Here is a 14,295-nt window from a genome sequence, read left to right on the forward strand (position 1 = left end):
CGAAAGCATAAATAAAATCAGACAAGGAAAAAACCTGATCATCACAACCGGAACTGCCTCAGGAAAGACCTTGTGTTTTAACCTTCCTATTCTTGAAACTCTGGAGAAAGATGGAAAATCGACAGCTTTATATCTTTATCCTCTTAAAGCCCTGACCAATGACCAGTTGAAGGTCTTAAAGGAGATGGAAGGATGTCTGGATTTCAGATTGGAACCTGCCATTTATGACGGTGACACGCCCCAGCAAAGAAGAGCTTCAATCCGGGAAAAATCCAGGATCATCCTTTCTAATCCTTATGAACTGCACCAGGTGCTCCCCTATCATTACAAATGGGAGAATTTTTTCAAAAATCTGAAATTTGTAGTCATAGACGAAACTCACAGGTATAAAGGGGTGATGGGTTCTAATGTTGCCCTTCTGATCCGCCGGTTTCTTTCAATTTGCCGGATTTACGGCACCTCCCCCAAATTCATCCTTTCCTCTGCTTCTATTGCCAACCCGGCTGAGTTCGCCGAGAGATTGACTTCCAAGAACTTTGAAGTTATAACTGGGGACGGCTCTCCCAGAGGAAGAAAATTTTTCGTTTTCTGGGACTCTACCAAATATAAGGAAAGCTCAGTCCACGTGCAGACCAAGAACATATTGGTCCACACTGTAAAAAATAACCTTCAGACCCTATGCTTTGTGGTCTCCCGAAGACTTTCCGAGCTTATCAGCTTCTGGATAAAAAATGAATTCCCTAAGCTGAGAATCTCGTCTTACCGGGCAGGTTATCTTCCTTCAGAAAGAAGGGAAATAGAAAGAAAATTAAGGCAAAAGGAACTTGATGGAGTTGTTTCCACCACTGCTCTGGAATTAGGGATTGATATCGGAGGACTCGACTCAGTAATCATCTCAGGTTATCCCGGCACGATTGCCTCTTTTTTCCAGCAGGCAGGCAGAGCTGGAAGAAAAAACCAGGACTCCTTAGTTTTCTTTGTTGGATTTGAAGACGCGCTGGACCAGTACCTTTTAAAGCATCCAGAAGTTCTGCTGTCAGGGAATTTCGAGAATGCCGTAATCGATTTATCCAACCCCTATATCCTGAGCGGACACCTGTTGTGTGCTACATCTGAGTTTCCTTTGAAAAAAGAAAACTACAGATTTTTAGGAGAAGAGACCGAGGAGATTTTAAATTCGCTGCAGAAGGAAAACCTGGTCAGAAAAACTCCGCGGGGTTTTATCTATTGCGGAAAGGAAAGACCCCAGCAGGTGGTTTCGCTGAATAATATCTCCAGCCAGTTGGTCAAGGTGGTATGGGAAAACCAGATTCTGGAGACTCTGGACCTGCAGAGAGCCTATGCGGAGGCTCATACCGGCGCGGTTTTGATTCATCAAGGGGAAAGTTACATAGTGGAGGAGCTGGACCTGAAAAACCTGAAGGCTAAAGTTAAGAAGGAGGTAGTGGATTATTATACAGAGACTGTGGATATTGATGAGGTGAAGATAATTCAGGAAGAGGAAAGAAAACCGTATCGAGATTTTGCCCTGTTTCTGGGTAGGGTGGAGGTGAAGGATAAATATGTTGGGTACAAGATAAAAAAGTATGAACAGGTGGTAAATTTTATCCCTCTTGATTTGCCTCCAGTTGTTTTTCAGACTGTAGGGTTATGGTTTGATTTGCCGGTTCACCTGAGAAATGAGTTGGAATTCAGGGGTCTGGATTTTGCAGGAGGGATGCACGCGGTTGAGCATGCCATGATTGCTATGTCCCCCCTGCTGGCGATGTGCGACCGCAACGACATTGGCGGGGTCTCTTATCCCTTTTTCCCGGAACTGGGAAAGGCTTTCATTTTCATCTATGATGGATACGAGGGCGGTATCGGAATCTCGGAGAAATTGTATGAGACTTTTAAGGCTTTAGTGCAGATGACCTATAATCTGATCAAGGATTGCGAATGCGAGGAAGGATGCCCTGCCTGTATTCTTTCTTCCAAATGTGGCAATAATAACCGGCCCATGGACAAAACTGCTGCTCTTTATATCCTGGAAAATATGCTTAACTCAATGTCGAATACCGAATGACGGATGACGAATAAATGCAAAGGAAGTCGTAGGTCGGGTTGCAATAGCCACCCGACAATACGAATTTTTTTCTTTTGCGAAATTTTTATATTTTGTCGGGCAGTCTCCGACAGCCCGACCTACAAAGCAAAAAGAGACGCATGCTATGCGTCTCTACACACTGTTCCACTGTTTTGAAGTATTTAAAATAAAGTTTTTTGGAGTTATAACCCGCGGACGAAATTTTTCTCTTTAGAGGGAGGCTCTTCGACAACTTCGCCTTTCTTAGGCTTGAGCTTGAGTGCTCTGGCAATTGCTCTTTCAAGGTTTTCCCTTTTTATGGGCTTGGAAAGAACCACTTCTACTCCTAAGTCTTTTGCCTCTTTGGTTAATATCTGATCTCCCCATCCCGTCACAAGAATAACCGGTGTTTTGGGACTTATCTCTTTTGCTTCACCTGCGAAATCCCAGCCAGTCATCCCGGATATGCCCAAGTCGGTGATTATCACATCATACTTCTCAATCTTCAAAAAGGAAATACCTTCAGTCCCGCTGCAGCCGACCTTGACCTCATAGCCTTCCTCGGAAAGCATTTCCAGCAAGACCCCCTGAAGGTCTTCGTCATCTTCAATCAGAAGCACCCTGACTTTTCCCGCAGGCAACTCGATCTTGGAGGTGTCCTCCTTATCCTTAACTTTGGAAAAAGGCAATTTGATAACAAAAGTAGTCCCCTTATCTTCCTGGCTTTCCACAGCGATCTTTCCGTTATGCTGCAGGATAATGGAATATGCCACCGTCATTCCCAGCCCGTTTCCCTTTTCCGGCTTGGTGCTGAAGAACGGCTCAAATATCTTTTTCTTAACCTCCTCGTTCATTCCCAGACCGTTATCTTTGACGGAGAGGAATATATTCTCTTCCTCCTGCCAGGTGCGGAAGGAGATCTTCCCTCCTTTGGGCAGGGCATCGATCGAGTTCAGAACCATATTTATCAGGACTTCCCTCAGCTCTGCCGGATTGCCGAATACCGGACTAAGCGGAGCCAGGCTCTTCTCGACATCTATTTTTATTCCCCTCAGCTTTGCCCATTCATTCCATTTTGATCTGGTCAGCTCAATCGCCTCCTTGACCACCTGGTTCAGATCTAAGTTTTTAAACTCTTTCTCCGGCATGGGCATTCCGAATTGATTCATCCTCTGGATTATGTCTGCGGCCTGGGTTGATACTTTTATTATCGCCTCGATATGTTTGGAGAGATTCGTGTCCCTGGTCTGGACCGAGAGAAGCTGCGCCCTTCCGATGATTATGGACAAGAAGTTGTTGAAATCGTGCATCAGAGCGCTGATCAACTTCCCCACGGCTTTGAATTTCTCTGTCTGGATGAGCTGGTTCATCCTCTCTTTAAGCTCCTGGTGCAAGGATGCTTTCTCTATGGCTAAGCCAGCGCTTTCCGCAAAAATCGATAAAAGTTGAAGATCGTTCTCGTTGAATTTGCGGGAGCGGTTGATTAGATTGACGTTGAGCACCCCTTTTACCAGCCCGTTCACCCTCAAAGGCGTGCACAGGGCTGAGGTGATGTTTCGATCCTTCTCAATATAACCATTATACAGGGAGGGATCAGCTTCATCCTGCAGGAGCAGGGGCTGATTCTTCTTGATCACCCACCCGGTCACGCTCTGGCCTAATTCCAGCTCTTTGCCTTTGATCTTTTCGGCATCCAGCCCGTAGGCGGCGATACATTCTAATTTATCAATATTCGGATTGTAAAAAATCAACGAGGACTGATCCGCCTGCAGGCAGTGGATAATATCTTTGGTAATGGTATCCAAGATGGTTGGCAGGTCGGCTTTGCTATTGACCAGGCAGCTGACTTCAAACAGGTCTTTCAACTCCTGGAGCTGTCTTTCCAGGGCATTCGTGGCAGACCTCTCCTCGATTAACCTGATCCTCAGTTTTTTCAAGGAAATCCCCTGGGTAACGATATAGGCTAAAAATAAAAGAGAGATTCCAAGAAAACCTATGAATAGAATGTTAAAGGAGTATCCGCCGAACTCTTCTTCATACAGTTTGCTTACGTCGGAGTAGAAAACTATAGAGGTGATGAAAACTATAAATAGAAAGAAGACCAGCGACATCAAAAACCATAGACGCCAGTCTTTTTTATCTATGTCTTTTATTTTATCTTCGAATATACCCATACCTTGCCTTTTTAGTATTTAATCGGCAGATATGGGAATTTGTTTATCTGGTATTTGCAGAGCCCGATAAAAAGTAGGGGCACGGCATGACGTGCCCCTACAATTCCATTCTGACTCTTTTTAGGCTGAAAGAGCTACCAATTCTTCTTATCCTGTGGCAGGAATGTCAAGCAGGCGTTTGATCGGTCTAAAAATCTGCTTCAGCTTATCACGATTTATCGTAAGTTTACGTTTTTTCAGTTATTTCTTTTCCAGCTTTTCTTCCAGCTTCTCGATCGCCCTGGAAAGTTTTTCTATCTTCTTATTCAGTTCTGAAAGCTCCTGAGCGGTGGTGCCCTTTACCTTTTCAACCACCTTGTCGACCTGCTGGTCGATCTTCTCCTTTAGCTTTTTGGTTCTCTCCTCATGCCCTTTCAGCATCTCCTTAACTGCCTTTGCCTTATCCGACTGGGAGAGCTCCCCGCGCTTGATAAGCTCGGTTACTATCTTCTCCGCTTTCTCTTTGGTGAGATCGAAAAGACCTAAACCGGCTAAAAGTGTTTTCTCAAATAAATCTGCCATCTTAGACCTCCTTTAACTCGATATTAGCGATTAGCTTTTTGGCTCTTTCTTTTGAATCCTTCGACCCTTGAACCTTGTATTTGCTTTTATAATAGGATTTTAAAAATAATTTGTCAATATCTTTTCGCGATTCGATATTAGCGATTGGCTGTTAGATTATTTTATCTTTTGACCTTTAAGCATTTGAGCCTTTAGACCTTTTTATCTAATGCTATTTCTACGGTAGCCCCACAGTTCTTACATTTGTTGTCCTTGATTCCTGTAATATCGATAGCATAGCCGGTTCTGGAGATTAAAACTTTAGAACAATTAGGACAATGAGTATCCGAGGTTCCGAGTATGTATGTATTTCCCACATAAACATATCGCAATTTCTCCCTGGCGATCTGGAAAGCCTTTTTCAAAGTCTCTATGGGGGTGGAAGGAAAATCTGCCTTATATGCGGGGAAATACCGGGAAAAGTGAACCGGAGTTGAAATACTCAATCCTGCCACCCAGTTGGAAAACTCTCTCAGTTCCACGTCTGAATCGTTCAAGCCTGGGATTATCAGGTAGGTTAGCTCGACGTGACATTTCTTCTGAATTGAAAGCTCCACTGTTTTTAAAACCACCTCTAATTTCCCTTTGCAGACCTTTTTGTAGAAATCCCGGGTCATACCTTTCACATCGATATTTATAGCATCGATTAAGGGCAAAAGTTCCAAAAGTGGTTCCGGGTTAATATATCCATTGCTCACCAGCACGTTGACTAAATGCTTATCTCGGGCAAGCCTGGCAGTGTCCTGCACGTACTCATACCACATCAGAGGCTCAGTATAGGTATAGGCGATTCCTATCGAGTTGTATCTTACGGCTAAGGAAACTAAATTCTCAGGAGTTATCAGCTCAGTAGGTGATTCTATTTGAGAGATATTCCAGTTCTGACAGTGGCCGCATCTCAGGTTACAGCTATTTGGACCGGTAGAAAGGATTTCGCTTCCCGGATGAAAATGATAAAGCGGTTTCTTCTCCATAGGATCCAGGGCTATTGAAACAGCCCTGGCATAATTCGTGGCATAGAGTACACCATCACAATTCCTCTTGCCCTTGCATACACCGACCTTCCCCTCAGTCAAAAGGCATTCCCAGGGACAGAGATGGCACTGGACTTTCTTATTTTCTAATTTCTCGTAGAATCGTGCTTCCTTTTGAATTTCCATATGCACTCATCGTTAAGCTGGTGATGCGTCAAATGTGTTTGAATCTTGAATAAGCATCAACTTGTACGGTGGAAACCTGTTAGTCACTTTTTTTATCTTCATCTTCCTTTTTCCATTTTCCGTTTTCCTTAGCCGGCTCAGAATGCAAGGCTGAAGCCTTGCCCTACTCTAAAGTACTGCCACCGAGCCCTAAAGGCTCGGCTACGCGTCATAATTAATACATTTCTAACTTCAAAACAAACTTGGATATTCCAGATTAAATCTTTTTTTATAATATAACCTGGTGCCAAGAAAACCCAAAATCAAAATTATGAAATACCAGGGATAAAAATAACCAGCAGCCAACGATAGGAAAAGGATTGAGGATTTGGTAGCCAGTATACTTTTCCCCACCTCTTTTGTAACAAGCGCGAAAATATAAAAGGGCAAAGAGAGGACAGCCGAAAAAAGAAAGGGCAAATCCAGGAAGATCAAAGCTAAGACTATGGACAAGATTACCAATAAGGTTGAGACTAAAGTCGATTTTAAAATTCCGTAACTGACTCCAAATGTAATCTTCCCTACGGCTTTATCACCTTCGGTATCTGGAAGAGTCGTGTTTATGTAGACTGCTCCGACTGCTAACGCATAAGGAAGGGAAAGCAAAATCGCTTGAACGGAAAAACTCGTCCTGGCGCAGAAACCGACAAGGAACACCAGCGAGCCGTGAGATATAGCATTAGCCAGAAGCCCGCCGTAAGTTTTATTTTTCAAACAAAAGGGTGGTGCCGAATATAAGAAGCTGAGAATCAATCCCAGAGTAAAGATTATTCCTATAGTCGCAGACAGGAAGTAGGAAGGTACGACGCTCAAAAGGTAGAGAAGAGCAGTATAAATCCAGGCATTTTTTCTGGAGATATGACCTTCAGCCAGAAAGAAAAGCTTTTTATTTTTACGATCGGTCTCCAGGTCGTAGATTTGATTTAGAAGGTAAACCCCTCCGATGAAAAGGGTGGAGAAGATGAAAAGCCAGAACAAAGACCGGTCAGAAAAACCATACCTTGAGCCCTGATGATGTCCTAAAAGGAGAATCGTCCAGACCGGAACCATTAGCACCGGCCTGAGAACGAAGATACAATCGAAATATTTTAACATATTTTTTAATCGTAGGGGCGACCGTTCCTTCGACTCTGTTCCCTTCGACTTCGCTCAGGGACTGTGAGTGTAATCGAACAGTCAGGACAGTGAGCTTGTCGAACTGTGTGGTCGCCCGCGGGAGGGGACCCCGCAGGAGCGGGATTTCGCTAAGCTCAACAAGCCCCTCCCCCTACTTCCTCATTTGATATCAGTCAACCAGTGTTCTTTATTATCTATATAAGATAAACGTCAGATAAAAGTAAACCAGAGGTGCAGAGAAAAGCAGGCTGTCAAACCGATCCAATATACCTCCGTGACCAGGGATGATGCTGGATGAATCCTTCAGGCTGACCTGCCTTTTAAAAGAGGATTCTACAAAATCGCCTATTTGCCCAAAGACACTTATCAGAATCGCCAGGGACAGAAGCTGGATCAAAGGGATCTCTTTAAATAATATGCTCTTGGAGATAAAAGCCGCAAGTAGTGCTCCTGCTATTCCGCCAAAAGAGCCCTCCCAGCTTTTGTTCGGGCTGACCTGGGGCAGAATCTTGTGCTTCCCAAAAGGAGTCCCGATAAAATAGGAAAGAATGTCCGAACACCAGGTACATAAGAAAAGAAAGATGATCCACAGACCACCCAGGCGATATTCTAAACCGGACTTATGAGGAAATTCCCGGATCAGAATAAGAAAAGAGAAAAACAAGGCTACATAGATCAAGCCAAACAGGAAAGAGGAGAGATTTTCAATTGCTCTATCAAATTTGTATCTGATTAATTGAAACAAGCCTGAAATCAGAACGCTGAGAAGAGTAATTATCAAGATAAATCTATCGCTGTAATAGTAAACCGAAACCCCGATCAAAAGCCCGAAGAAAATCAGGAGAGTTTGAGAAAAAGAGATATCTTTCAGCTTGAGAATTGAGGAAAACTCGATTAACCCTAAGAAAATAAGTAAATTTATAAAGCTCATAAAAGGAATGCCGCCAAAATAGGAGAGGTAGAGGATGAAGGGGATGAAAATTACGGCAACTAATATGCGGGTCAGGAGATTATTCATTTACTAAAATTACGGATAACGAACGACAGATAACAAATAAAAAACTATCAGCCTCTCGCCTTAGCTAGGCAGATAAGGGTTTGGAGACAATGTGGGCGTCCGGGTTTATCCCGGACGTTATTCTCGTCCCGCATAAATGCGGGACGCTACAATATCTGTCATCATATTTTGCCAAAGCGCCTCTGCCTGTTCTGGTAAATCCAGATCGCCTGGTAGAAATCGTCGACTGAAAAATCCGGCCATAAGACCGGTGTCACGTAAAGCTCAGTGTAGGAGGTCTGCCAGAGCATAAAATTCGAGATGCGCATCTCACCTGAAGTGCGAATCAACAGGTCTGGATCCGGTAGCCTTTTGGTGTAAAGATAGGAGGAGAAAAGCCCTTCATCCAGGTCTTCCGGTTTTATGACGCCTGAACATACATCCTCAGAGATTTTCTTCACCGCATCCAAGATCTCGCTTCTTCCGGAATAATTTAAAGCTAAATTTAAGATCAGCCCGGTATTGTCCTTGGTTCTTTGAATCGCTTTTTTTAGAATCTCTTTTCTGGTGGAGGAAAGCTCCTCAATGTTGCCGGTTGTGATCAGCTTGACGTTATTTTTCTCCAACTCAGTTAATTCCTTTTTTGTAGTCTGGTAAAGCAGATTCATAATCGCGGAGACCTCCTCCCTGGGTCTCTGCCAGTTCTCAGTCGAGAAAGTGAAAAGGGTGAGGATGGAGATTTTCAACCCGGATGCGGCTTCAACTATCCTTTTTACGGTTTTGACGCCAGCCCGGTGCCCGGCTATGCGAGGCAATCCCCTTTTCCTTGCCCATCTCCCATTCCCATCCATTATAATAGCGATATGCCTGGGCAGGTTTCCTTTTTTTATGATTCTACTCTTTAAATCTTCTTCTGACAATTATGGTTATCCCTTTCCATCTCTAAAACAATCAAGAAAGTCGGGCGAACACATGGTTCGACGATTCGACAAGCTCATCGTGCTGAACCTTGCCGAAGCACATGCTCACCATCCTGAGCCGAGTCGAAGGACAGGTTCGCCCCTGCATTCCTTCACCGTCGGGTCAGGGGACCCGACGTGCACGTGTATAACTTTTTGTCATTGCGAGCTATAGGCGAAGCAATCCGTCCACAGTATGTAGATTGCTTCGTCGCTTATGCTCCTCGCAATGACTTTTTTGATCTTCCTTTTTCCTTTTCTTTTATCCGTCATCAGTCATTCGCCATCCGTCATAGTATCTATTATACTTCCATTATCTCGGCTTCTTTTTTCTTCAAAAATTCATCTGTCATCTCGATATATTTGTCCAGAATCTTCTGAACCTGCTCCACTCCTTTTCTGGAATCATCCTCAGAGATCTCCTTATCTTTTTCTTTTTTCTTCAAAGCCTCGTTTCCATCCCGTCTTATATTCCTCAAAGCAATTTTACTTTCCTCAGCAATTTTCTTAACATGCTTAACTAAATCTTTTCTCCTCTCCTCAGTCAAAGGAGGAATTGGCAGACGGACTACATTTGCATCCGTAATCGGGTTCAAGCCTAAATCCGATTTCTGGATGGCTTTGGCTATTTCCGTTATCAGCTTTTTCTCCCAGGGCTGGATTACCAGTAATTTGTAATCCGGGACACTTACGCTTGCCACCTGGGAAAGAGGAACCATGGAGCCGTAATACTCCACCTTTACCCCGTCCAGAAGGGAGGCGGTCGCTTTGCCGGTGCGGATGGCAGCTAATTCTTTGTGCAGAGCTTCCAAGGTCTTTTTCATCTTCTCTTCTGTTTCTGCAAAAATCTGTTTAGCCATAATAATTCCTTTCCCTTTTCGGTTAGAAAACTTTTAGAGAAAAAAAATCATTCAACCCGAGTTCCTATTTTTGCGCCTGAGATTATTTTCTGGAGATTACCTTTTTTCAAAAGATTAAACACGATAACGGGGAGACTGTTTTCCTTGCATAAAGAAATGGCTGTGGCATCCATCACCCGGAGGTCTCTGTTCAGCACTTCTAAGTAGCCGATCTGCTTAAACATCTTTGCCCGTGGGTCCTTGAGAGGGTCACAATCATAAATCCCGTTCACCCTGGTTCCTTTGAGGATTACCTCGGCCTCGATTTCGCTTGCCCTTAGAGCTGCAGCAGTATCCGTGGTGAAAAAAGGATTCCCGGTTCCAGCCGCAAATATCACTATCCTCCCTTTTTCCAGATGACGGATTGCCCTTCTCCGGATGTAAAGCTCAGCTACCCTGTCCATCTGGATGGCGGACATCACCCGGGTAAAAACCCCGGCTTTTTCTAAGGCATCCTGCAGAGCTAAGGAGTTTATCACCGTAGCCAGCATCCCCATATAATCGCTTGAGACCCTATCCGTTCCTCCAGAGCTTAAAGCTACACCACGGAAGATATTGCCTGCACCTATGACTATTCCTACCTCTGTACCTGAATCTTTCACTCCCTTGATTTCTAAAGCTAAATAACGGAGAAAATCAGGGTCTATGCCATATTCTTTTTTCCCCTGGAGAGCTTCCCCGGAAAGTTTTAGCAAAACTCTTTTATAGACAGGTTTTGACATTTTGTTTTTTTGCTGTTCGTTAATCTTTCAATTGTCATTCTTCGCTTCTCTCAGAATGACAATTAATCTCTCTTCTGAGCCCTTTCCGAGCCCTAAAGGCTCGGCTACGCTTTTTTTGTCTTAGCTACCAGCTACATGCTAATAGCTACCTGCTATTTCATTCTCCCAATCTGAATCTCACAAACCTTTTAACAGTTATGTTCTCGCCTAACTTAGCAATGGTTTCGTCTATTCTCTGCTTAACGGTCCGGTCTTCGTCTTTGATAAAAGGCTGTTCTAAAAGACAGGATTCCTGAAAAAATTTCTCCAGCTTTCCCTGGACTATCTTTTCCAGAATCTTCTCTGGCTTGCCTTCTTGCAGAGCTTGAGCTTTATAGATCTCTTTCTCTTTCTCCATGAGATTTGCCGGGATCTCTTCCCTTTTTATGGCTAAAGGGTTTGTGGCAGCAACCTGCATGGCAACGTCTTTAGCCAGGCCGCGAAAGTCATCGGTCCGGGCTACGAAATCGGTCTCGCAGTTTATCTCTAACAATACTCCTAATTTTTCACCTGGATGAATGTAGCAATATATTAACCCTTCCCTGGTCATTCTCCCGGCTTTTTCTGAGGCTTTAGCCATTCCATGTTCTCGGAGATAATCAAGCGCTTTGTCCAGATCGCCGATAGCCTTTTCCAGAGCTTTTTTACAGTCCATCATCGGGGCTCCGGTTTTGTCCCTTAATTCCTTAACCAGTTTCGAGCTGATCTCCATCTATTCTTCCTCCTTACTTTTCACCTTAATCTCCTTTTTCGCCTCCTGCTCTTTCTCTTCCATCTGCTTATGCTGTGCCTCCAGTATGGCACTGGAGAACTCATGCGAGATAACCTTGATAGATTTGACCGCATCGTCATTTCCGGCAATTGGATAATCGATCACATCCGGATCTGAATTGGTGTCGATTATGGCTATGACCGGGATTTTCAGCTTATTAGCCTCAGCCACTGCGATCTTCTCTTTCTTGGAGTCGACCACAAAAACTGCACCCGGCAGCCTGGTTATATCCTTAATTCCTCCCAATATGTTTTCCAGCTTGTCTATTTCCCTTTGCAAGCCGGATGCCTCTTTTTTGGTGAGCTTTTCAAAAGTCCCATCCTCTTTCATCCTCTCCAGGTCTTTTAACCTTTTGATATTTCTTCTGATGGTCTGGAAGTTGGTCATCATCCCGCCCAGCCATCTTTCAGTCACGAAAGGCATACTGCATCTTAAAGCCTCTTCCTTGATGACTTCTTTTGCCTGCTTTTTTGTTCCTACGAATAGAACCTGTTTATCATTCCCTACTATCTCCTTGACCTTTTGACAGGCTTTTTCTAAAGAGTTGAGAGTTTTTTGAAGGTCAATGATGTAGATGCCGTTTCTGGCTGTGAAGATAAACGGTTTCATCTTGGGGTTCCATCTTTTGGTCTGGTGACCAAAATGAACCCCGGACTCCAATAAATCCTGAAGGGTTACTGCCATTTAAGACTCCTTTGGTTTTGGTTTTTGCCTCCACCAGCCTCATCTCTTTCAGGGCTGAAGATTTCTTGTCTTCAGACCGCCTAAAAGATCAGCCGGTGTGTGTATTTAATTACTCTTTACGTTACCATGCTAATTTAACTTTGTCTGTTGATCCAGAATTTTAGCTGCGTAGGGGCGTCCAATTGGATGCCCGTGGATAAGGGTGGAGGCAAGCTCCACCCCTATGCGACTGTAAGAATTAAGCATCCCATCATTAAAACAGCGAACCTGATACCAGACTATATCCTGATTACGGGATAATTCTTCTTTTATCTTGTCTGTCACCACCACGCTGGTTTTATTCTCCGAATGTGTTTTCCGAATGATAAAGGTTTGATCCTCCTCAGTATTATACCTCCAGTATACTTATAATTCTTCTACTTAGAAATTTCTCCCTTAATTGTTATTACCACCCTTTCAACCTGAATCTTCTGTTTCGACTTTTCGACTGCCTGGTTTACAATATGTACTAAACCGAAACAGCAGGGGACTTCCATATGAATGATTTTCAGACTTTTAGGATTCGCCACCTTTAGTATTTGGGTGATTTTTTCAACATAAGCCTCTATATCATCCAGTTTTGGGCAACCGATAGCAATTGCCCGGTCTTTAAGAAAATCCTGATGAAAATTAGCATAAGCAAAAGGAACACAATCAGCCACTATCAATAAATCAGCATTTTTAAAATATGGAGCAAAAGGTGCTACCAGGTGAAGCTGAATTGGCCAGCCCCGAAGTTCAGAAGGAATTACGCTCGGCTCTTTGTAATTCGCACCCTTTTTTTCTTTGTCCCAGGACATTACCTGGGCAGAAGGGCAGGCGGTTACTCCCTTTGGCATCTCGTGTGAATGATATTCTGGAAGTTCTTCAGCATGCTCTTTAAGATGCTCTAAATGTTTCTCCAGCATCTCCGGTGCAACTTCCTTTATTCGTGCAATCGTTGCTTCTTCATCATAAACCTCTGCTTCCCGTTCCTCAACGGTTAAAGCATTCATCGGACAGTTGCCCAGGCAGGCACCTAAGCCATCACAGTAAAACTCTTTTACTAACCTTGCTTTTGGCCCTTTCGGGGTCTCAACGATTTCAATGGCCTGCTCCGGACAAGCTGGAATACAATCACCGCAACCATTACATTTTTCCTCATTGATCTGGATGATCTTTCTTTTTACTTTCATCGATTAACACCCTCAGTTGGAGCAAATGAATTTTTCATTTCAGCTAAATCCTGGTGACCCGCACACTGTAAAAGTCCCCCGACTTTATCGGAAACAATTTCAATATAAACAAAGATCTTTTGTCTATTAATCCATCACCTTTAACCTGACCCTACGCTCAAAATAGCTACCTATCATCCCTTCCTTTGGTTTGCCTTTTACCGATTCCCCTTTGGTCAGCATAACCTGAAGCATAATTTCTGCATCCTGTGCCGCATCCGCGGCTCGAATGCTCATCGGTAGAACCGTAATCTTTGCCCCCTCATATCCTTCTAATTTATCCCCTACGATTCTGCATGACCCGGGCAGATTTACCTCCCAGCCTGGGGCAAACTTGGAAATGGAAGAAGTCTCTATGGTTTTCGGATCTATATACAACCAGGCGTTTCTATACGGTGCTTCTTCGGAATCTTCTTTTGTTCTGCCGATTACAGTGAGCAAGGTCTTAACTTCTCCCCTTTTTACCTCGATAAGAAAACTTCCATCCGGCTGTTTAAACGACTTTTTCGTTTCCTTGTCGATTATATCGATGATCGTTCTGTCATCATCTTTCCATGGACCATTATTCACATGACAGGCAAGACAATCTTTCGCCTTCCCAAGGATCCCGACTGCAGGGGGATAAGCGTAGGCTTCTTGTGGATTTTCCATCAGATCATTCATCCCCACTAAGGAGAGAAATACAGTAAAAAGAGTTGACAGGAGAATTAATTTTGTCTTCATTTTTTTTCTCCTCAAATAAAATACCTCATAATCGGTCTAGTTTCAGACCTGCGCAGCACTTCCTTAAATCCTGCCTGGCGAAATGCAGATGCC

At 43.8% G+C, this 14,295-nt stretch carries 14 protein-coding genes; 1 reads left to right on the forward strand and 13 read right to left on the reverse strand.

Annotation, left to right across the window (positions count from 1 at the left end):
* A partial coding sequence (locus MUP17_09125) for a DEAD/DEAH box helicase (GenBank protein ID MCJ7459138.1) occupies positions 1-2,065 on the forward strand: 2,065 nt, incomplete at its 5' end.
* A 203-nt stretch (positions 2,066-2,268) separates the two neighbouring features.
* Here the strand turns inward: MUP17_09125 and MUP17_09130 are convergent.
* The 13 genes from MUP17_09130 to MUP17_09190 all read right to left on the reverse strand — a co-directional run bounded on the left by MUP17_09130 (position 2,269) and on the right by MUP17_09190 (position 14,202).
* On the reverse strand, positions 2,269-4,239 hold the full coding sequence (locus MUP17_09130) for an ATP-binding protein (GenBank protein MCJ7459139.1): 1,971 nt from the start codon (positions 4,237-4,239) through the stop codon (positions 2,269-2,271).
* 240 nt (positions 4,240-4,479) lie between these two features.
* Complete coding sequence (locus MUP17_09135) at positions 4,480-4,800, reverse strand: hypothetical protein (GenBank protein ID MCJ7459140.1); 321 nt, start codon at positions 4,798-4,800, stop codon at positions 4,480-4,482.
* Between the two features lie 191 nt (positions 4,801-4,991).
* A complete protein-coding gene (gene amrS, locus MUP17_09140; GenBank protein ID MCJ7459141.1) occupies positions 4,992-5,999 on the reverse strand; it encodes an AmmeMemoRadiSam system radical SAM enzyme in 1,008 nt (335 codons plus the stop codon).
* Between the two features lie 231 nt (positions 6,000-6,230).
* Positions 6,231-7,133 (reverse strand): UbiA family prenyltransferase, encoded by a 903-nt coding sequence (locus MUP17_09145; protein ID MCJ7459142.1) that lies wholly within the window; start codon positions 7,131-7,133, stop codon positions 6,231-6,233.
* A gap of 211 nt (positions 7,134-7,344) precedes the next feature.
* Complete coding sequence (locus MUP17_09150) at positions 7,345-8,172, reverse strand: phosphatidate cytidylyltransferase (GenBank protein MCJ7459143.1); 828 nt, start codon at positions 8,170-8,172, stop codon at positions 7,345-7,347.
* A gap of 161 nt (positions 8,173-8,333) precedes the next feature.
* Entirely contained in the window at positions 8,334-9,002 is a 669-nt protein-coding gene (locus tag MUP17_09155; protein MCJ7459144.1) for an isoprenyl transferase, read from the reverse strand.
* Between the two features lie 410 nt (positions 9,003-9,412).
* Positions 9,413-9,970 carry a ribosome recycling factor gene (frr, locus tag MUP17_09160; GenBank protein ID MCJ7459145.1) on the reverse strand — a complete coding sequence of 186 codons (558 nt, stop codon included), beginning with the start codon at positions 9,968-9,970 and terminating at the stop codon, positions 9,413-9,415.
* A 47-nt stretch (positions 9,971-10,017) separates the two neighbouring features.
* The gene (gene pyrH / locus MUP17_09165) at positions 10,018-10,731 is read right to left on the reverse strand and encodes a UMP kinase (protein MCJ7459146.1); all 714 of its coding nucleotides are present in this window, start codon (positions 10,729-10,731) and stop codon (positions 10,018-10,020) included.
* A 157-nt stretch (positions 10,732-10,888) separates the two neighbouring features.
* Positions 10,889-11,482, reverse strand: a complete 594-nt coding sequence (gene tsf, locus MUP17_09170; protein MCJ7459147.1) for a translation elongation factor Ts — start codon at positions 11,480-11,482, stop codon at positions 10,889-10,891.
* Positions 11,483-12,226 (reverse strand): 30S ribosomal protein S2, encoded by a 744-nt coding sequence (gene rpsB, locus MUP17_09175; GenBank protein ID MCJ7459148.1) that lies wholly within the window; start codon positions 12,224-12,226, stop codon positions 11,483-11,485. It lies immediately after the preceding gene.
* A 129-nt stretch (positions 12,227-12,355) separates the two neighbouring features.
* Positions 12,356-12,556 carry a hypothetical protein gene (locus MUP17_09180; GenBank protein MCJ7459149.1) on the reverse strand — a complete coding sequence of 67 codons (201 nt, stop codon included), beginning with the start codon at positions 12,554-12,556 and terminating at the stop codon, positions 12,356-12,358.
* 86 nt (positions 12,557-12,642) lie between these two features.
* A complete protein-coding gene (locus MUP17_09185; protein MCJ7459150.1) occupies positions 12,643-13,440 on the reverse strand; it encodes a 4Fe-4S dicluster domain-containing protein in 798 nt (265 codons plus the stop codon).
* 126 nt (positions 13,441-13,566) lie between these two features.
* On the reverse strand, positions 13,567-14,202 hold the full coding sequence (locus MUP17_09190; protein ID MCJ7459151.1) for a hypothetical protein: 636 nt from the start codon (positions 14,200-14,202) through the stop codon (positions 13,567-13,569).
* Positions 14,203-14,295: the final 93 nt, after the last annotated feature.

This window comes from Candidatus Zixiibacteriota bacterium, assembly GCA_022865345.1.
Lineage (GTDB): Bacteria > Zixibacteria > MSB-5A5 > MSB-5A5 > RBG-16-43-9 > RBG-16-43-9.

Excerpts from the sequence above, each read along its gene's own strand:
- MUP17_09130 (MCJ7459139.1), bottom strand. The coding sequence starts at position 4,239 with ATGGGTATATTCGAAGATAAAATAAAAGACATAGATAAAAAAGACTGG.
- MUP17_09135 (MCJ7459140.1), bottom strand. The coding sequence starts at position 4,800 with ATGGCAGATTTATTTGAGAAAACACTTTTAGCCGGTTTAGGTCTTTTC.
- amrS (MCJ7459141.1), bottom strand. The coding sequence starts at position 5,999 with ATGGAAATTCAAAAGGAAGCACGATTCTACGAGAAATTAGAAAATAAG.
- MUP17_09145 (MCJ7459142.1), bottom strand. The coding sequence starts at position 7,133 with ATGTTAAAATATTTCGATTGTATCTTCGTTCTCAGGCCGGTGCTAATG.
- MUP17_09150 (MCJ7459143.1), bottom strand. The coding sequence starts at position 8,172 with ATGAATAATCTCCTGACCCGCATATTAGTTGCCGTAATTTTCATCCCC.
- MUP17_09155 (MCJ7459144.1), bottom strand. The coding sequence starts at position 9,002 with ATGGATGGGAATGGGAGATGGGCAAGGAAAAGGGGATTGCCTCGCATA.
- frr (MCJ7459145.1), bottom strand. The coding sequence starts at position 9,970 with ATGGCTAAACAGATTTTTGCAGAAACAGAAGAGAAGATGAAAAAGACC.
- pyrH (MCJ7459146.1), bottom strand. The coding sequence starts at position 10,731 with ATGTCAAAACCTGTCTATAAAAGAGTTTTGCTAAAACTTTCCGGGGAA.
- tsf (MCJ7459147.1), bottom strand. The coding sequence starts at position 11,482 with ATGGAGATCAGCTCGAAACTGGTTAAGGAATTAAGGGACAAAACCGGA.
- rpsB (MCJ7459148.1), bottom strand. The coding sequence starts at position 12,226 with ATGGCAGTAACCCTTCAGGATTTATTGGAGTCCGGGGTTCATTTTGGT.
- MUP17_09185 (MCJ7459150.1), bottom strand. The coding sequence starts at position 13,440 with ATGAAAGTAAAAAGAAAGATCATCCAGATCAATGAGGAAAAATGTAAT.
- MUP17_09190 (MCJ7459151.1), bottom strand. The coding sequence starts at position 14,202 with ATGAAGACAAAATTAATTCTCCTGTCAACTCTTTTTACTGTATTTCTC.